Below are 18,331 nucleotides of genomic sequence, written 5' to 3'. Positions count from 1 at the left end.
GTGCCGCTCGCGGCCGGCGCCGGCGATACCGCGTGCGCGGCGCTCGGCAGCGGGCTCGTCGCGTCCGGCGACGCGTTGCTGACGACGGGCAGCGGCGGCCAGATCGTCGTGCTTGCCGACGCGTTGCCGCCTGCGCGGCGCGGGCTGCATCGCTATCGTGCGGCGGCAGGCGGTGGCTATTACACGATGGCGGCGATGCAGAACGTGGGACTCGCGCTCGAAGCGGTGCGCGGCTGGCTTGGCTATCCCGACTGGGCCGCCGCCTACGACGACGCGTTCGCGCAGCCGCCGTCCGAGCGGCTCTGCTTCCTGCCGTATCTGACCGGCGAGCGCTCGCCGTGGATGAATCCCGATGCGCGCGGCGGCTGGCTCGGCCTCGCGCTCGGCGACACGCGTGGCGCGATGATGCGTGCCGCATTCGATGGCGTCGCGTTCGCGCTGCGCGCAGGGCTCGACGCGATCCGCGATGCGAACCGTGACGATCCCGTCGCGTCGTTGCGCGTCGCCGGCGGCGGCTCCGTCGATCCGCGCTGGCGGCAGCTGCTCGCCGATGCGCTCGGCGCGTCGCTCCACGCGCTCGAATGTCCGAATGCGGCGACGCGCGGCGCCGCGCTGCTCGCGGGTCTCGCGATCGGCCACTGGAGCGAATCGGCATTGCCCGCGCTCGCACCGGCCGCGTCGCCGGTTGCCGCGCCGCGCGACGATCGCGCGCTCGCCGCGCGGCACGCGCGCTTCGTCGACCTGTATGCGCGCACCGATGCGTGGTTCGCGACGGGCGTTTAAACTCGGGCACTTGTCGTTTTGCGCCACCGATGACGCATCGTGGCAAGCCGGCGACTGATTAGCGCACGCACGGCGCGCCGCGACGCGCGATCATGGCGAGCACCCGATTTTTCCGCAGGCCGGCGCGCGATGCCGCGCGGCGCGGAATGGAACCGGAGTCGACGCGGCGCCGCGCCGCGCCGGACCGACATTCAACAAGGAGTCACACGATGAAGACGAAAGCAGCGATTTCATGGAAGGCGGGCGCGCCGCTGACGATCGAGGAAGTCGATCTCGAAGGCCCGCGCGCGGGCGAAGTGCTGATCGAGGTGAAGGCGACCGGCATCTGCCACACCGACTACTACACGCTGTCGGGCGCCGATCCGGAAGGCATCTTCCCGGCGATCCTCGGCCATGAAGGCGCGGGCGTCGTCGTCGACGTCGGGCCGGGCGTCGGCACGGTGCGCAAGGGCGATCACGTGATTCCGCTCTACACGCCCGAATGCCGCGAGTGCAAGTTCTGCCTGTCGCGCAAGACCAACCTGTGCCAGAAGATCCGCGCGACGCAGGGCAAGGGCCTGATGCCCGACGCGACCTCGCGCTTCTCGCTCGACGGCAAGCCGCTGTTCCACTACATGGGCACCTCGACGTTCTCGAACTACATCGTCGTGCCGGAGATCGCGGTGGCGAAGGTGCGCGAGGATGCGCCGTTCGACAAGATCTGCTACATCGGCTGCGGCGTGACGACGGGCGTCGGCGCGGTGGTCTACTCGGCGAAGGTCGAGGCCGGCGCGAACGTCGTCGTGTTCGGTCTCGGCGGGATCGGGCTGAACGTGATCCAGGGTGCGAAGATGGTCGGCGCGGACAAGATCATCGGCGTCGACATCAATCCGAAGCGCGTCGAGCTCGCGAAGAAGTTCGGCATGACGCATTTCATCAACCCGAACGAAGTCGAGAACGTCGTCGACCATATCGTGCAGCTGACCGACGGCGGCGCCGACTACTCGTTCGAATGCGTCGGCAACGTGAAGCTGATGCGCCAGGCGCTCGAGTGCACGCACAAGGGCTGGGGCCAGTCGTTCATCATCGGCGTGGCCGCGGCCGGCGAAGAGATCAGTACGCGTCCGTTCCAGCTCGTGACGGGCCGCGAATGGAAGGGCTCCGCGTTCGGCGGCGCGCGCGGCCGCACCGACGTGCCGAAGATCGTCGACTGGTACATGGAAGGCAAGATCAACATCGACGACCTGATCACGCACACGCTGCCGCTCGAGCGGATCAACGAAGGCTTCGACCTGATGAAGAAGGGCGAGTCGATCCGCTCGGTCGTGCTGTACTGACCGACGGAGCGAGACCATGCTCGAACTCGTTTCATCGCATGCGTGCCACGGCGGCGAGCAGCGCTTCTATCGTCACGATTCGACGACGATCGGCCTGCCGATGAAGTTCTCCGTCTATTTGCCGCCGCAGGCCGCACACGGTCGCGTGCCGGCGCTGTTCTATCTCGCCGGGCTCACCTGCACGGAGGAGACGTTCGCGATCAAGGCCGGCGCGCAGCAGTATGCGGCGCAGCACGGTCTCGCGCTCGTCGCACCCGACACGAGCCCGCGCGGTGCGGGCGTGCCGGGCGAAGCCGATGCGTGGGATTTCGGCGTCGGCGCAGGCTTCTACGTCGATGCGACCGAAGCGCCGTGGTCCACGCATTACCGGATGGAGACCTACGTGACGCGCGAGCTGCGCGAGATCGTCACGGCCGAGCTGCCGATCGACGGCGCGCGGCTCGGCATCTTCGGCCACTCGATGGGCGGGCACGGCGCGCTGACGCTCGCGCTGCGTCATCCGGACCTGTACCGGTCGGTGTCGGCGTTCGCGCCGATCGCGTCGCCGACGCGCTGCCCGTGGGGCGAGAAGGCGTTCTCGGGCTACCTCGGCGCGGATCGCGAAGCGTGGAAGCAGCACGACGCGAGCGAGCTCGTCGCGCGTGCGGATGCGCCGAAATTCGCGGACGGCATCCTCGTCGACCAGGGCCTCGCCGATCAGTTCCTCGCGAACCAGCTGAACCCCGACGTATTCGAAGCCGCGTGCGCGAAGGCCGGCCAGCCGCTGACGCTGCGCCGCCATCCCGGCTACGACCACGGGTATTACTTCATCTCCACGTTCATCGCCGATCACATCGCGCATCACGCACGTGTGCTGATGCGCTGAGCCGCGGCGTGTCACGTACGTGTCACGTACGTGGCACGTCGCGTCGCGCGACGCGGCGCCGATAAAAAAACGCCGGCACTGCCTTCGGGCATGCCGGCGTTTTTTGTTTGTTTGCCTCGACGGGCCGCCGCCACGCAGGCCGGTGCAGTTCAGCGCCGCCGCAACAGGCTCGCGCCGTACACGAGCCCCGACAGCGCGGTGATCCAGAAGCTCGTCGGCCAGTCGGTGTGATACGCGAGCACGATGCCGAGCCACGCTTCGAGCAGCGCGAAGAGCGCGGCGAGCAGCACGCCGGTCGACAGGCGCGTCGACACGTTTTGCGCGGCGGCGGCCGGGCCGACGAGCAGCGTGAACACGAGCAGCACGCCGACGATCTGCGTCGCGGCAGCGACCGCGAGCGCGCACACCGCAAGGAACAGCACCGACACCGTGCGCAGCGACACGCCCTTCGCTTCGGCCAGCTCCGGCTGCAGCGACGCGAACAGCAGCGGCCGCGCGATCAGGGCGAGCGCGACGAGGCTCACCGCGCCGATGCCGGCGAGCACGGCGAGCGTGTCGTGGCTGACCGCGAGCACGTTGCCGAACAGCAGCGCCGTGACCTGCGTCGCGAACGACGTGTAGAAATGCAGGAACAGCAGGCCGAAGCCGAGCGCACCCGACAGGATCACGCCGATTGCGACGTCGCGGCCCGCGAGCCGCTCGCCGAGCGCGCCCATCGCGATGCCGGTCGCGAGCGTGAAGCCGACCATGCCCCAGATCGGCGAGATGCCGAACAGCACGGCGCCCGTCGCGCCGGTGAAGCCGACGTGCGACAGCGCGTGGCCGGCGAAGGTCTGCCCGCGCAGCACCAGGAAGTAGCCGACGATGCCCGCGAGCACCGCGACGATCCCCGACGCCGCGAAGGCGTTGATCATGAAATCGTATTCAAACATCGTGCGAATGCCCGGGGTGCGCGTGTCCGTGATGAGCGTGATGAGCGTGGCCGCTGCCGTGCGCATGGCCGCCGTCGTCCTCGTGTTCGTGGTCGTGCTTCTCGATCTCGACGTCGCCCGACATCACGAAGATCTTGCCGTTCACGCGCATCACGTCGATCGGCGATCCGTAGAGGCGGGACAGCACGGGCTTCGTGATCACCTCGTCGACGGTGCCGAGCGCCGCGACGCCGTTGCCGAGATACAGCACGCGGTCGAGCGCGTTGAGCAGCGGGTTCAGTTCGTGCGCAGAGAACAGCACGGTGATGCCGAGCTCGCGCTGGACCTTGCGCACGAGTTCGACGACGCCGCGCTGGTGGTTCGGATCGAGGCTGATCAGCGGCTCGTCGAGGAGCAGCAGCTTCGGATTGCCGAGCAGGCATTGCGCGAGCAGCAGGCGCTGGCGCTCGCCGCCCGACAGTTCCGACAGCGGCCGGTGCGACAGCGCGCGGCCGCCGACGAGATCGAGCACGCGGTCGACGTCGCGCCGCGTCGCGGCGCTCGTGTGCGGCAGCCCCCAGCGATGACCGTCGGCGGCCATCGCGACGAAGTCGTAGCCGCGCATCCGGCGGTTCGCGAGGCCGCTGCGGATCTGCGGCATATAGCCGATCGACGCGTTGCCGCGCGCGACCGGCAGGCCGCCGACCGACAGCGTGCCGCCGGCGACGGGCACGAGCCCGAGCACGGCGCGCATCAGCGTCGTCTTGCCCGCGCCGTTCGGCCCGAGCACGCCGACGAATTCGCCCGGTTCGATCGAGAAGCTGACATCGCGCAGGATCGTGCGTCCGCCCAGTTCGAGCGTGACGCGATCGAGCGCGAGTGCGTGGGGGTTCGGTGTCATGGCTTGCCGGTGGAAAGCGCATGGCCGAGCGCGTCGAGCTGCGCGGCCATCCATTGCTGGAAGGTCTTGCCGGCCGGCTGCGTCTCGGTGACGCTGACCGTCGGCACGCCGCTGTCGTGCGCGATCTTCAGCATCCGCTTGGTCATCGCTTCCTCGGCCTGGCTGTTGTAGATCAGCACGCGAACGCGCTTGTCGCGCAGATCCTTCTCGAATGCGGCGACGTCCTGTGCGCTCGCCTCGGTGTCGTTCATCGTCGCGAGCTGAAAGCGCTGGTTGCGCATCTCGAGGCCGATCGCGTCGGCCATGTAGCCGAACACGGGCTCGGTGGCCGTCACGGGCACGCCCTTGTACTGCGCGCGCAGCGCGGCGATCTTGTCGTCGACGGACTTCAGCGATGCGATGAACTTCTGCAGGTTCGCGTCGTAGTCGGCCTTGTTGGCCGGATCGGCGCGGCCGAGCTCGGCCGCGATCGCGCGCGCGGCGGCCGGCATCGTCGCCGGGTCGTACCAGAGGTGCGGGTTGTCGCCGGCCTTCTTGCCGACCAGGTCGGCGACGACGATCGTCGCGCGCTTCGCTTGTTTCGATGCGCCGAGCAGCTTGCCCATCCACGGATCGTAGGCGGCGCCGTTGTAGATCACGAGCTGCGCGTGCTGCAGCGCGCGGGCCGTCTTCGGGCTTGCCTCGAACAGGTGCGGATCCTGATCGGGATTGCTGAGGATGCTCGTGACCGCGACGTGGCTGCCGCCGATCTGCGTGACGACGTCGCCGTAGAAATTCTCCGCGGCGACGACATTGACGGGCGCGGCCTGCGCGAGCGCGGGCGCCGCGAGCGACAGCGCGGCGACGCCGGCGGCGAGCCAGCGCAGCGCGCGCGACGCGGGGGAACGACGAACGGGCGACAGGGCGCGCAGCGGCGCGCGCTTCAGGGCAATAGACATGGAACTCCTCGTTGGAAGGGCGGCGCATGCGCCGCGCGATCGACGTCAGCGCTGGGCGGGCTTGCGCTTGCAGTGGCCGCACAGGCCGCTCAGCTCGACGACCTGGTGATGAACCTCGAAACCGTGCGCGGGCTCGGTCGACGACAGCTGCTTCGCGAGCTCGCCGCCGGGAATCTCGACGGTGTCGCCGCACGCGTCGCAGATCAGGAACTGGCCTTCGTGCGGCACGCCGATTTCGCAGCACGCGAAGAACGCGTTTTTCGACTCGATGCGATGGATGAAGCCGTGCTCGACGAGGAAGTCGAGCGCGCGGTAGACGGTCGTGGGCGGCACGCGGCCGCGCGTCGGCTCGAGTTCGGCGAGCAGATCGTATGCGCCGATCGGACGCTGCGCGGCGAGCACGCGCTCGTAGACCTGGCGGCGCAGCGGCGTCCAGGCGAGCCCGTGCTCGGCGGCGAATGCGTCGGCCCGGGACAGCCGGGCGGCGAGGGAGGAGGAGGTAGCCATGGCATCAAGCAGGCGATGAAACTGAGTATGGCGATGATATAACGTATCGCGCCGCCGTGCAGCGCCGATTTCCGCCCCGTTTCTGCTTCCGCGCGCCATCCGGCGTCGTTTCCGTCACGCCCGCCGCACCGCATCGACGCGTCACCCGCGTTATCCCGCCTCCATCGCCGTACCGCGGCCGCACACCGCCGTGCGGCGGCGCATCATCGAAAGCTGTCGTTCCGCCTTGACAGCGCGAATCGCGTATCCGATCATTCGACCACTAACAGAGCAATTGTTCGGGTCGCGAGCGTTCGCTCACTTCGCGGCCGTCGTACAGCAGAACGAACCGGAGACAACCCGTGAGACTGGAAGACAAGGTCGCGATCCTGACGGGCGCCGCCAGCGGCATCGGCGAAGCGGTCGCGCAACGCTATCTGGACGAAGGCGCGCGCTGCGTGCTCGTCGACGTGAAACCGGCCGACGGCTCGCTCGCGCGGCTCATCGAAGCGCATCCCGGCCGCGCGGCGGCCGTCACCGCGGACGTCACGCGCCGCGACGACATCGAGCGCATCGTCGCGACCGCGGTCGAGCGGTTCGGCGGCGTCGACATCCTGTTCAACAACGCGGCGCTGTTCGACATGCGCCCGCTCCTCGACGAATCGTGGGACGTGTTCGACCGGCTGTTCGCGGTCAACGTGAAGGGCATGTTCTTCCTGATGCAGGCGGTCGCGCAGCGGATGGTCGAGCAGGGGCGCGGCGGCAAGATCGTCAACATGTCGTCGCAGGCCGGCCGTCGCGGCGAGGCGCTCGTCTCGCACTACTGCGCGACGAAGGCGGCCGTGATCAGCTATACGCAGTCGGCCGCGCTCGCACTGGCGCCGCACCGGATCAACGTCAACGGCATCGCGCCTGGCGTCGTCGACACGCCGATGTGGGAGCAGGTCGACGCACTGTTCGCGCGCTACGAGAACCGGCCGCTCGGCGAAAAGAAGCGGCTCGTCGGCGAGGCGGTGCCGCTCGGCCGCATGGGCGTGCCGGCCGATCTGACCGGCGCCGCGCTGTTTCTCGCGTCGGCCGATGCCGACTACATCACCGCCCAGACGCTGAACGTCGACGGCGGCAACTGGATGAGCTGACATGAAGCCGCTCGCCTGCGCCGTCCGCCGGCCTGCTGCCGAACATCCGCGCAGCGCGCCGTGCGCGCGCGTCGCCGCACGAGGGCGCGGATGATGGCCGAGATCGTCGTCGCGGGAGAACTGCTCGCCGAATTCGTCGCCACCGAGCGCGGTCGGTCGTTCGATACGCCGGGGCTGTTCGCCGGGCCGTTCCCGAGCGGCGCGCCCGCCATCTTCGCCGATCAGGCCGCGCGCCTCGGTGCACGCGTCGCCTACGCGGGCTGCGTCGGGCGCGACGCCTTCGGCGACGCGATCGTCGCGCGGCTCGCGCACGACGGTGTCGACGTCGCGCGCATCCGCCGCGTCGCGCGTCCGACCGGCACCGCGTTCGTCGCGTATCGCGACGACGGCTCGCGCAGCTTCGTCTATACGCTGTCGACGAGCGCGGCCGCGTGCCTCGATGCGTCCGACGTCGACACGTCGATGTTCGACGGCTGCCGCTACTTTCATGTGATGGGCTCGTCGCTGACCGGCGAATCGGCGATCGCGGCCGTGCGGCGCGGCGTGATCGAGGCCGCGCGCGTGGGCGCGAAGGTGTCGTTCGATCCGAACGTGCGGCCCGAGATGCTGAGTTTCCGGCCGATGCGCGCGGCGCTCGACGAGATGCTGGCCGCATGCCATCTGTTCCTGCCGAGCGAAGCCGATCTGCCGTTCTTTTGCGGCCCGCAGCCGCCCGAACGCGCGATCGCCGCATTGCTCGCGACGCATCCGCTGCTCGAGCGCGTCGTGCTCAAGCGCGGCGCGGCCGGCAGCGTCGCGTTCGAGCGCGCGCATCGCGTCGAGGCGCCGGCGTACGCGGTCGACGAAGTCGATCCGACCGGCGCCGGCGACTGCTTCGGCGGCACGCTGGTCGCAAGCCTCGTCGCCGGCCTGGCGCTCGATGCGGCGCTGCGGCGCGCGAACGCGGCCGGCGCAATCGCCGTCACGCGGCGCGGGCCGATGGAAGGCAACAGCAACGCGGCCGAGATCGCGCGTTTTCTGACCGAGCGGGGTGTCGGATGTCCGGTATGACGACGACCGTCGAACGCGCGCACGCCGCGCACGCCGCGCACGCGCAGGCCGTGCTGCGCATGATCTTCGATGCGAACCGCGCGGATGCGCAGCGCGGCATCTATGCGGTCTGCAGCGCGCATCGTCTCGTGCTCGAAGCCGCGTGCGAGGCCGCGCGCGCGGACGGCTCGCCGCTGCTGATCGAAGCAACCTGCAACCAGGTGAACCACGTCGGCGGCTACACGGGCATGACGCCTGCGGAGTTCCGCCGCGACGTCGACGCGATCGCCGCACAGTGCGGGCTCGCGCCGTCGGCGCTCGTGCTCGGCGGCGATCATCTGGGCCCGAACCCGTGGCGGCATCGGCGCGCGGCCGATGCGATGCGCGAGGCCGCCACGATGGTCGCCGCGTACGTCGAGGCCGGATTCGAAAAGATCCATCTCGACGCGAGCATGCCGTGCGCGGACGATCCGCCGTCGCTCGACGATCGCACGATCGCCGCGCGCGCCGCGCAGCTGTGCCGCGCGGCCGAAGAAGCCGGCGCGCGGGCGGGCGTCGCCCCCGTCTACGTGATCGGCACCGAGGTGCCGACGCCCGGCGGCGAATCGGGCGGCGACGCGATCGCACGCATCGCGGTCACGCGTGCGGACAGCGTGGCCGCGACGCTCGACGCGCATCGCGCGGCCTTCGCCGCGGCCGGTCTCGACGATGCGTGGATGCGCGTCGTCGCGATCGTCGCGCAGCCGGGCGTCGACTTCGACGATCGCCGCGTGCTCGACTACGACAGCGCGAAGGCCGCATCGCTCGCCGCGAGCATCCTGCGCACGCCGCGCCTCGTGTTCGAGGCGCACTCGACCGACTACCAGACCGAGCATGCGCTCGCGGCGCTCGTGCGCGACCACTTCGCGATCCTGAAGGTCGGGCCGGCGCTGACGTTCGCGCTGCGCGAGGCGCTGTTCGCGCTGAGCTTCATCGAGGACGCGCTGATCGACGACGCGGCGCAGCGCTCGCGCCTGCGCGACGTCGTCGACGACGCGATGCGCGCGCAGCCCGAGCACTGGGCGCCGTACTACCGTGGCGACGAAGCGGAGCAGCGCCTGGCGCGCCAGTTCAGCTACAGCGACCGCATCCGCTACTACTGGCTGCAGCCGACCGTTGCCGCGGCGGTCGAGCGGCTGTTCGGCAATCTCGCGCGGCAGCCGGTGCCGGAGACGCTCGTCGCGCAATGGCTGCCGGACGTCTACGCGGCATGCCGCGCGGGCGCGCTTGCACAGGAGCCGCGCGCGTGGGTGCGCCACCGGATACGCGACGTGATCGCGCACTATGCGCGCGCGTGCGGGATGCAGCGGCCGGCGTGACGGGCCGTGAAGGAAGCGACGCAACACCGACCTCGATAATCACAGACATAAGGAGACATGCCATGCAACGAAAGATGCTTGCCGCCGCCGTACGCCGTTTCGCCGGCGCCGCGCTCGCGACGGCCGCATGCGCCGCGTCCGCCGGCACGCTGACGATCGCGACGCTGAACAACCCCGACATGATCGAGTTGAAGAAGCTGTCGCCGGCCTTCGAGAAGGCGAACCCGGACATCAAGCTGAACTGGGTGATCCTCGAGGAGAACGTGCTGCGCCAGCGCGCGACGACCGACATCACGACCGGCAGCGGGCAGTTCGACGTGATGGCGATCGGCACCTACGAGACGCCGCAGTGGGGCAAGCGCGGCTGGCTCGCGCCGCTCACCGGGCTGCCGGCCGACTACGACCTGAACGACATCGTGAAGACGGCGCGCGACAGCCTGTCGTACAACGGCCAGCTGTATGCGCTGCCGTTCTACGTCGAGAGCTCGATGACGTTCTACCGCAAGGACCTGTTCGCGGCGAAAGGGCTGAAGATGCCCGACCAGCCGACCTACGACCAGATCGCCGAATTCGCGGACAAGCTGACCGACAAGTCGAAGGGCATCTACGGGATCTGCCTGCGCGGCAAGGCCGGCTGGGGCGAGAACATGGCCTACGTGTCGACCGTCGTGAACACGTTCGGCGGCCGCTGGTTCGACGAGAAGTGGAACGCGCAGATCAACTCGCCGGAATGGAAGAAGGCCATCACGTTCTACGTGAACCTGCTGAAGAAGGACGGCCCGCCGGGGGCGAGCTCGAACGGCTTCAACGAGAACCTGACGCTGACCGCGTCCGGCAAGTGCGCGATGTGGATCGACGCGACGGTCGCGGCCGGCATGCTGTACAACAAGCAGCAGTCGCAGGTCGCCGACAAGATCGGCTTCGCGGCCGCGCCGGTCGCCGTCACGCCGAAGGGCTCGCACTGGCTGTGGGCGTGGGCGCTCGCGATCCCGAAGACGTCGAAGCAGCAGGACGCCGCGCGCAAGTTCGTCGCGTGGGCGACGTCGAAGCAGTACATCGAGATGGTCGGCAAGGACGAGGGCTGGGCGTCGGTGCCGCCGGGCACGCGCGCGTCGACCTATCAGCGCGCCGAATACAAGGCCGCCGCGCCGTTCTCCGATTTCGTGCTGAAGGCAATCGAGACGGCCGATCCGAACGATCCGTCGCTGAAGAAGGTGCCGTACACGGGCGTCCAGTACGTCGGGATTCCCGAGTTCCAGTCGTTCGGCACCGTGGTCGGCCAGGCGATCGCCGGCGCGGTCGCGGGGCAGATGACGGTCGACCAGGCGCTCGCCGCCGGGCAGGCCGCCGCGGACCGCGCCGTGCGGCAGGCCGGCTACAGGAAGTAACGCGACGCGCGCCGTGCGCGAATGCGTGCGGCGCGCCTCGCCGAAGCGGCAACGCGGGCCGGCCGTTCGCGCCCGCGTCTCAACCGGAGGGACTCCGATCATGCGTCATTTGCGTCTTCCCCTGAATCACGCGTCGTCGGTCGGCGACGCGTCGTCGTCGCCCGGCGCGGCGCGCCGTGCCGGCGGCGGCGCGCGCTGGCTCGTGTCGCCGTCCGTCGCGGTGCTGCTGCTGTGGATGTCGATTCCGCTCGCGATGACGATCTGGTATTCGTTCTCGCGCTACAACCTGCTGAACCCCGACGTGAAGGGCTTCGCCGGGTTCGACAACTACCGCTTCCTCGCGACCGATCCGTCGTTCCTGCCGGCGATCTGGCACACGCTGGTGCTGATCGGCGCGGTGCTCGCGATCACGGTGATCGGCGGCGTGCTGATGGCCGTGCTGTTCGACCGCAAGTTCTACGGGCAGGGCGTCGCGCGGCTGCTCGCGATCGCGCCGTTCTTCGTGATGCCGACGGTGTCCGCGCTGATCTGGAAGAACATGATCCTGCATCCCGTGTACGGGCTCGTCGCGAACGCGATGCGCGCGCTCGGCATGACGCCGATCGACTGGTTCGCCGACTATCCGCTCACCGCGGTGATCATGATCGTCGCGTGGCAGTGGCTGCCGTTCGCGTTCCTGATCCTGTTCACCGCGATCCAGTCGCTCGACCAGGAGCAGAAGGAAGCCGCGCGCATCGACGGCGCGGGGCCGATCGCGATGTTCTTCTACATCACGCTGCCGCACCTGAAGCGCGCGATCGCGGTGGTGGTGATGATGGAGACGATCTTCCTGCTGTCGATCTTCGCGGAGATCTATACGACGACGGGCGGCGGCCCCGGCAACGCGACCACCAACCTGTCGTACCTGATCTATGCGCTCGGCCTGCAGCAGTTCGACGTCGGCCTCGCGTCCGCGGGCGGGATCATCGCCGTGGTGGTCGCGAACGTCGTGTCGTTCTTCCTGGTGCGGATGCTCGCGCGCAACCTGAAGGGGGAGTACGAGAAATGAGCGACCTGACTTTCGAAAACCGGCGCGCACCCGCCGTGTTCGACCTCGTGCGGCGCGCGCTGCCCGGCACGCTCGCGTGGCTGATCGCGCTGCTGCTGTTCTTCCCGATCTTCTGGATGGCGATCACCGCGTTCAAGACCGAGCAGCAGGCCTATGCGTCGACGCTGTTCTTCGTGCCGACGCTCGACAGCTTCCGCGAGGTGTTCGCGCGCAGCAACTACTTCGCGTTCGCGTGGAACTCGGTGCTGATCTCGGCCGGCGTCACGCTGATCAGCCTGCTGTTCGCGGTGCCGGCCGCGTACGCGATGGCGTTCTTTCCGAACCGCCGCACGCAGAAGGTGCTGCTCTGGATGCTGTCGACGAAGATGATGCCGTCGGTCGGCGTGCTCGTGCCGATCTATCTGCTCTGGAAGAACGCGGGGCTGCTCGACACGGTGTCGGGCCTCGTGATCGTCTACACGCTGATCAATCTGCCGATCGCCGTGTGGATGACCTTCACGTACTTCAACGAGATTCCGAAGGACATTCTCGAAGCGGGGCGCATCGACGGCGCGTCGACCTGGCAGGAGATCGTCTATCTGCTGATGCCGATGGCGCTGCCCGGGCTGGCGTCGACCGCGCTGCTGCTCGTGATCCTGTCGTGGAACGAGGCGTTCTGGAGCATCAACCTGTCGAGCTCGAATGCGGCGCCGCTGACGGTATTCATCGCGTCGTACTCGAGCCCCGAGGGCCTGTTCTGGGCGAAGCTGTCCGCGGCATCGCTGCTCGCGGTCGCGCCGATCCTGATCGTCGGCTGGATCTCGCAGAAGCAGCTGGTGCGCGGGCTCACGTTCGGAGCGGTCAAGTGAGCGCGGCCGGCAGAGGTGCGGCCGGCAGAGGCGCGGCCGGCAGCGGCCTGGCCGACGAACGCGCAAGCGTGCTGATCTGCGACTGCGACGGCGTGCTGATCGACAGCGAGGCCGTCGCCGCCGACGTGCTCGTACGCGAGCTCGAGGCGCGCTGGCCGGGCGTCGATGCGCGGCCGGCCGTGATGCCGCTGCTCGGGCTGCGCATCGAGCGCGTGCTGGCCGGCGCGAGCGAAGCGGTCGGCCGCACGCTGTCGGCGGACGACGTCGACGCGATTCGCCGCGCCGTCGAAGCGGCGGCCGTGCATGCGCCGATGGTCGACGGCATCGACGCGGCGCTCGCGGCGATCGAGCTGCCGAAGGCCTGCGCGAGCAATAGCTATCGCGGCTACGTCGAAGCGGCGCTCGCGCGCACGGGCCTCGCGCGCTTCTTCGGCGACCGGCTGTTCTGCGCGGATGCGGTCGCGCGGCCGAAGCCCGCGCCCGACGTCTATCTCGCGGCCGCGCACGCGCTCGGTGTCGCGCCCGCGCAGTGCCTCGTCGTCGAGGACAGCTCGACCGGGATCACCGCGGCCGCCGCGGCCGGCATGACGGTGCTCGCGTTCGTCGGCGGCGGGCATGCGCCGGCCGCGCAGAGCGACGCGCTGCGCGGCATCGGCGCACGCCACGTATTCGACGACATGCACGAGCTGCCCGGCTACGTCGCGCGCTGGCAGGCGACGGGCGCGGTGCTGCCGAACTAGCAACGATCGCGCTGCGTTTCTGCGCGGCGCATCACGAACGAAACGGAGACAGACCATGGCAAGCGTGCTCCTGCGCAATATCGCGAAGCGCTACGACGACAACGAAGTGCTGCGCAACGTGAATCTCGACATCGCCAACGGCGAATTCGTCGTGTTCGTCGGCCCGAGCGGCTGCGGCAAGTCGACGCTGATGCGGATGATCGCCGGGCTCGAGGACATTTCGAGCGGCGACCTGCTGATCGACGGCGTGAAGGTCAACGACGTGCCGAGCGCGAAGCGCGGGATCGCGATGGTGTTCCAGTCGTATGCGCTGTATCCGCACATGACGCTGTACGACAACATGGCGTTCGGGCTGAAGCTCGCGGGCGCGAAGAAGCCCGAGATCGACCAGGCCGTGAAGCAGGCCGCGAAGATCCTGCACATCGACCATCTGCTCGACCGCAAGCCGAAGCAGCTGTCGGGCGGGCAGCGGCAGCGCGTCGCGATCGGCCGCGCGATCACGCGCAAGCCGAAGGGGTTCCTGTTCGACGAGCCGCTCTCGAACCTCGACGCCGCGCTGCGCGTGAAGATGCGGCTCGAGTTCGCGCGGCTGCACGACGAGCTGAAGACGACGATGATCTACGTGACGCACGATCAGGTCGAGGCGATGACGCTCGCGGACAAGATCGTCGTGCTGTCGGGCGGCGCGGTGCAGCAGGTCGGCACGCCGAACGCGCTGTATCACGCGCCGGCGAACCTGTTCGTCGCGGGCTTCATCGGCTCGCCGAAAATGAATTTCCTGAAGGGCACGGTCGAGGCCGCCGATGCGGGCGGCGTGCTCGTGCGCTTCGACAGCGGCGATACGCAGCGCGTCGCGGTCGACGCGACCGGCGTGCAGCGCGGCGCGCCGGTGACGGTCGGCGTGCGGCCGGAGCATCTGAAGGTCGGCGCGGCGGCTGACGGCGTCGCCGCGAAGACGATGACGGTCGAATCGCTCGGCGACGCCGCCTATCTGTACGCGGAATCGCCGGTCGCACCGGACGGGCTGATCGCGCGGATTCCGCCGCTCGACACGTACCGCACGGGTGAAGTGCTGCACATGCACGCCGACGCCGAGCACTGCCATCTGTTCGACGAGCAGGGCCACGCGTTCCGCCGGCTCGGCGTGCATGCGAAGGCGGCCTGACGCGCGGCGCGCGTCACAGCTGCAGATGCTCGACGAGGTAGTCGACGAACGCGCGCAGCTTCGGCGTCGGATGGCGGCCTGACGGCCACAGCACGTACACCGGCGTGCGGCTCGCGACGTAGTCGTCGAGCACCGTGCGCAGCGTGCCGGCATCGATCGGCTCGCGCACGAAGAACTCGGGCAGGCACGCGATGCCGAGCCCGCGCAACGCGAAGCAGAGGCGCGTTTCCGCGTTGTTGCTGACCATCGACACGGGCACGTCCGGCGGCGTGTGCGAACGCGATGCACGCAGCGGCCAGATCTCGAGCTTGCCGGTGGCCGGAAACCGGTAGTGCAGGCAGCGATGGCGAGCGAGATCGGCCGGCGTGCGCGGCGTGCCGTGCCGTCCGAGGTAATCGGGCGACGCGACCAGATGCTGGCGGAAATGGCCGAGCAGCCGCGACGAGAGCCGCGAATCGGCCGGGCGACCGGTGCGCACGACCGCATCGAAGCCTTCGTCGACGACATCGACGAGCCGGTCGCTGAAATCGAGATCCAGTTCGATCTCCGGATACGCGCTCATGAAGCCGGCGAGCACCGGCAGCATCAGCGTGCCGATCGTCGGCAGGCTCACGCGCAGCCGCCCGCGCGGCGCTTCGACGCTTTGCGTGAGCTCGCGCTCGGCCGCATCGATTTCGGCGATCACGCGCCGGCATCGTTCGAGAAAGCGCGCGCCTTCGGCCGTCAGCGTGACGCTGCGCGTGCTGCGATGAAAGAGCCGCACGTTGAGCCGCGCCTCGAGCCGCGCGATGCGTTTGCCGACCGCCGACGCGGAGATCCCGAGCGCGCGGCCGGCCGCGACGAAGCTGCGCGTTTCCGCGACTTGAACGAAGACGAAGAAGCCGCCCAGATTCTCCATGCAGATTCCCGATTGCGGACGTCGATGTCCGGATTGTCCGGAACTCTAGCCCAGTTTTTCTTCGTTTGCCGGCTCCCTACGATGAGCGTTCGTTCATTGATTCATCGAGGTCACTGCCATGTCATCCCTGCCTGTGATTGCCCGCGACAGCGAGCCGGACGTCGCGCTGCACGCGCGGCTCGACGACGCGCTCGAGCGCGCGCTCGCGGACGAACGGATCGTCGGCGCGGTCGTAATGGTCGCGCGCGGCGGCGTGCTGCGCTACACGCGCGCGGCGGGCCTTGCCGACCGCGAGGCCGGCACGCCGATGCGCGAGGACACGCTGTTCCGGCTCGCATCGGTCACGAAGCCGATCGTGACGGCCGCCGCGATGCGGCTCGTCGCGGCCGGCCGCATCGCGCTCGACGAACCGGTCGCGCGCTGGCTGCCCGCGTTCCGGCCGACGCTGCGCGACGGCACGCCGGCCCGCATCACGTTGCGGCATCTGCTGTCGCATACGGCGGGCCTCGGCTATCGCTTTCTCGAACCCGACGACGACGGCCCGTATGCGCGAGCCGGCGTATCCGACGGCATGGATCGCACGCCCGTGTCGCTCGCGGAGAACGTGCGGCGCATCGCGAGCGTGCCGCTGCAATTCGCGCCCGGTACGTCGTGGTGCTATTCGCTCGCGACCGACGTGGTCGGCGCGCTGATCGAGGCCGTCCACGGCAGGCCGCTCGCCGAGGCGATCGCCGAACTCGTCACGACACCGCTCGGCATGACCGCGACCGCGTTCGTCGCGCCCGATGCCGCGCGCGTGGCGACACCGTACGTGAGTACGGCAGGCGCGCCGCGTCGGATGGCGGCCGTCGAGGTCGTACCGCCGCGCGACGGTACGGTCGGCATCCGCTTCGAACCGGCGCGCGCGTTCGATCGCGACGCATGGCCGTCGGGCGGCGCCGGCATGATCGGCTGCGCGGCGGACTGCGTCGCGCTACTCGACGCGCTGCGCACCGGCCGCGACGGCTGGCTCGCGCCCGAATGGATCGACGAGATGGCGCGCATCCAGCCGGGCGCGGACGACGTGCCGGACGCCCCCGGCTTCGGCTTCGGGCTCGGCTTTTCGGTGCTGCGCGATCCCGTCGCCGCGCAGTCGCCGGAGTCGGTCGGCACGTGGCGCTGGGGCGGCGCGTACGGGCATGCGTGGTTCGTCGATCGCGCGGCCGGGCTCACGGTCGTCGCGCTGACGAACACGCTGTACGAGGGCGCGCACGGCCGATTCGTCACCGACGTGCGCGATGCGGTCTACGGCGCGGGGAGGGCGGCATGAGCGAATGCGTATCGATGTCCGCGACGGCGGCCGGCGACCGCGTGCGTCTGCCGGTCGCGAACCTGCTCGCGCTTGCGACGGCCGGCTTCATCACGGTCCTGACCGAAGCGCTGCCGGCCGGCCTGTTGCCGCTGATGAGCGCGGACCTGCGCGTGACCGAGGCACTGATCGGCCAGCTCGTGACCGTCTATGCGCTCGGCTCGATCGTCGCCGCGATTCCACTGGTTGCCGCGACGCGCGGGATCGCACGCCGCCGCTTGCTGATCGCCGCGCTGGCCGGCTTCGTCGTGTCGAACGCGCTGACGGCCGTGTCGCCGTACTACGCGCTCACGCTCGCCGCGCGCTTCGTCGCCGGCATGGCCGCCGGGCTGCTGTGGGCGCTGCTCGCGGGCTACGCGAGCCGGATGGTCGACGAACACCTGCGTGGCCGCGCGATCGCGGTCGCAATGCTCGGCGTGCCGGTCGCGATGTCGATCGGCATTCCGGCCGGCACCGCGCTCGGTGCGGCAGTCGGCTGGCGCGTCGCGTTCGCGGGCATCACGCTCGCGGCGCTCGCGCTGATCGGATGGGTGCGGCTGCGCCTGCCCGACTATCCGGGGCAGCCGGCCGGCTCGCGCGAGCCCGTGCTCGCGGTGCTGAAGATGCCGGGCGTGCGTGCCGTGCTGACGGTGATGTTCGCGTACGTGCTCGCGCACAACATGCTCTACACGTACATCGCGCCGTTTCTCGCGCGCGAACGGATGGGCGCGCAGGTCGATGCGGTGCTGTTCGTGTTCGGCGTCGCGTCGCTGGGCGGGCTCGCGCTGACGGGTGCATGGATCGGCGCCGCGCAGCGCCGGCTCACGTTCGCGAGCATCGCGTTGTTCGCGCTTGCGGCGCTGGTGCTCGGCGCCGGCTCCGGGATGGTGGTCGTCTATGCGGGCGTCGCGCTGTGGGGCATCGCGTTCGGCGGCGCACCGACGCTGTTCCAGACGGCCGCCGCGCAGGCGGCGGGCGACGCGGCCGACGTCGCGCAGTCGATGCTCGTCACGGTCTGGAATCTGGCGATCGCCGGCGGCGGCATCGCGGGCGGCATGCTGCTCGACGCGGCGGGCGCCGGCCCGATTCCGTGGGCGCTCGTCGCGCTGCTGAGCGCAGCCGCGCTCGGCGCATGGCGTGCGCGCGGGCATGCGTTTGCGGCGGCGCAGCGCGCGGCATGACGGCTGCGGG

18 protein-coding genes are annotated in these 18,331 nt (G+C 69.7%); 13 read left to right on the top strand and 5 right to left on the bottom strand.

Annotated elements, in window-relative coordinates; genetic code table 11:
• The 3 genes from HMPREF3115_RS16590 to fghA form a co-directional block, all read left to right on the top strand.
• Nucleotides 1–783 (top strand): FGGY-family carbohydrate kinase (locus tag HMPREF3115_RS16590; RefSeq protein WP_256276217.1); only part of this gene is annotated, 783 nt, incomplete at its 5' end.
• Nucleotides 784–992: 209 nt separating this feature from the next.
• On the top strand, nt 993–2,099 hold the full coding sequence (locus HMPREF3115_RS16585; protein ID WP_070555209.1) for an S-(hydroxymethyl)glutathione dehydrogenase/class III alcohol dehydrogenase: 1,107 nt from the start codon (nt 993–995) through the stop codon (nt 2,097–2,099).
• Between the two features lie 16 nt (nt 2,100–2,115).
• Nucleotides 2,116–2,964 carry an S-formylglutathione hydrolase gene (gene fghA / locus HMPREF3115_RS16580; protein WP_070555207.1) on the top strand — a complete coding sequence of 283 codons (849 nt, stop codon included), beginning with the start codon at nt 2,116–2,118 and terminating at the stop codon, nt 2,962–2,964.
• 149 nt (nt 2,965–3,113) lie between these two features.
• Here fghA and HMPREF3115_RS16575 read toward each other — a convergent pair whose 3' ends face one another.
• From HMPREF3115_RS16575 to HMPREF3115_RS16560, 4 genes are read right to left on the bottom strand one after another with little or no spacing between them, the layout of a single operon-like run.
• Nucleotides 3,114–3,896, bottom strand: coding sequence for a metal ABC transporter permease (locus HMPREF3115_RS16575; RefSeq protein WP_006406471.1), 783 nt, complete (start codon nt 3,894–3,896; stop codon nt 3,114–3,116).
• On the bottom strand, nt 3,889–4,776 hold the full coding sequence (locus HMPREF3115_RS16570; RefSeq protein WP_069220528.1) for an ABC transporter ATP-binding protein: 888 nt from the start codon (nt 4,774–4,776) through the stop codon (nt 3,889–3,891). The genes HMPREF3115_RS16575 and HMPREF3115_RS16570 overlap by 8 nt, the downstream gene beginning before the upstream one ends.
• A complete protein-coding gene (locus HMPREF3115_RS16565) occupies nt 4,773–5,714 on the bottom strand; it encodes a metal ABC transporter solute-binding protein (protein WP_053296889.1) in 942 nt (313 codons plus the stop codon). Before HMPREF3115_RS16565 ends, HMPREF3115_RS16570 begins: the two co-directional genes overlap by 4 nt.
• 45 nt (nt 5,715–5,759) lie before the next feature.
• Nucleotides 5,760–6,221, bottom strand: coding sequence for a Fur family transcriptional regulator (locus HMPREF3115_RS16560; protein ID WP_006398440.1), 462 nt, complete (start codon nt 6,219–6,221; stop codon nt 5,760–5,762).
• Nucleotides 6,222–6,562: 341 nt separating this feature from the next.
• Between HMPREF3115_RS16560 and HMPREF3115_RS16555 the strand changes: the two genes are divergently transcribed.
• The 8 genes from HMPREF3115_RS16555 to HMPREF3115_RS16520 all read left to right on the top strand — a co-directional run bounded on the left by HMPREF3115_RS16555 (nt 6,563) and on the right by HMPREF3115_RS16520 (nt 14,915).
• On the top strand, nt 6,563–7,339 hold the full coding sequence (locus HMPREF3115_RS16555) for an L-iditol 2-dehydrogenase (protein ID WP_070555204.1): 777 nt from the start codon (nt 6,563–6,565) through the stop codon (nt 7,337–7,339).
• 93 nt (nt 7,340–7,432) lie between these two features.
• Entirely contained in the window at nt 7,433–8,389 is a 957-nt protein-coding gene (locus HMPREF3115_RS16550) for a sugar kinase (RefSeq protein ID WP_069220527.1), read from the top strand.
• The gene (locus HMPREF3115_RS16545; RefSeq protein ID WP_070555202.1) at nt 8,377–9,726 is read left to right on the top strand and encodes a D-tagatose-bisphosphate aldolase, class II, non-catalytic subunit; all 1,350 of its coding nucleotides are present in this window, start codon (nt 8,377–8,379) and stop codon (nt 9,724–9,726) included. Before HMPREF3115_RS16550 ends, HMPREF3115_RS16545 begins: the two co-directional genes overlap by 13 nt.
• A gap of 62 nt (nt 9,727–9,788) precedes the next feature.
• On the top strand, nt 9,789–11,114 hold the full coding sequence (locus HMPREF3115_RS16540; protein ID WP_070555200.1) for an ABC transporter substrate-binding protein: 1,326 nt from the start codon (nt 9,789–9,791) through the stop codon (nt 11,112–11,114).
• Nucleotides 11,115–11,214: 100 nt separating this feature from the next.
• Nucleotides 11,215–12,162, top strand: a complete 948-nt coding sequence (locus HMPREF3115_RS16535; RefSeq protein ID WP_070555199.1) for a carbohydrate ABC transporter permease — start codon at nt 11,215–11,217, stop codon at nt 12,160–12,162.
• On the top strand, nt 12,159–13,010 hold the full coding sequence (locus HMPREF3115_RS16530) for a carbohydrate ABC transporter permease (RefSeq protein WP_006406463.1): 852 nt from the start codon (nt 12,159–12,161) through the stop codon (nt 13,008–13,010). Before HMPREF3115_RS16535 ends, HMPREF3115_RS16530 begins: the two co-directional genes overlap by 4 nt.
• Nucleotides 13,007–13,750: an HAD family hydrolase gene (locus HMPREF3115_RS16525; protein ID WP_371089498.1), complete on the top strand. Its 744-nt coding sequence runs from the start codon at nt 13,007–13,009 to the stop codon at nt 13,748–13,750. The genes HMPREF3115_RS16530 and HMPREF3115_RS16525 overlap by 4 nt, the downstream gene beginning before the upstream one ends.
• Before the next feature lie 55 nt (nt 13,751–13,805).
• On the top strand, nt 13,806–14,915 hold the full coding sequence (locus tag HMPREF3115_RS16520) for an ABC transporter ATP-binding protein (RefSeq protein ID WP_070555197.1): 1,110 nt from the start codon (nt 13,806–13,808) through the stop codon (nt 14,913–14,915).
• 13 nt (nt 14,916–14,928) lie between these two features.
• On the opposite strand, the gene HMPREF3115_RS16515 is transcribed toward HMPREF3115_RS16520, so the two are convergent.
• Entirely contained in the window at nt 14,929–15,813 is an 885-nt protein-coding gene (locus HMPREF3115_RS16515) for a LysR family transcriptional regulator (protein WP_070555194.1), read from the bottom strand.
• 118 nt (nt 15,814–15,931) lie between these two features.
• On the opposite strand from HMPREF3115_RS16515, the gene HMPREF3115_RS16510 reads away from it, so the two are divergent.
• Both HMPREF3115_RS16510 and HMPREF3115_RS16505 read left to right on the top strand, forming a co-directional pair.
• Nucleotides 15,932–17,122 carry a serine hydrolase domain-containing protein gene (locus tag HMPREF3115_RS16510; RefSeq protein ID WP_070555189.1) on the top strand — a complete coding sequence of 397 codons (1,191 nt, stop codon included), beginning with the start codon at nt 15,932–15,934 and terminating at the stop codon, nt 17,120–17,122.
• Nucleotides 17,119–18,321, top strand: a complete 1,203-nt coding sequence (locus tag HMPREF3115_RS16505) for an MFS transporter (RefSeq protein WP_070555186.1) — start codon at nt 17,119–17,121, stop codon at nt 18,319–18,321. Before HMPREF3115_RS16510 ends, HMPREF3115_RS16505 begins: the two co-directional genes overlap by 4 nt.
• Nucleotides 18,322–18,331 lie beyond the last annotated feature (10 nt).

Source organism: Burkholderia sp. HMSC10F09 (genome assembly GCF_001806955.1).
Classification (GTDB): domain Bacteria; phylum Pseudomonadota; class Gammaproteobacteria; order Burkholderiales; family Burkholderiaceae; genus Burkholderia; species Burkholderia multivorans.
Note: the sequence above shows the minus strand (reverse complement) of the source record. Positions and strands in the feature narration are given on the sequence as shown.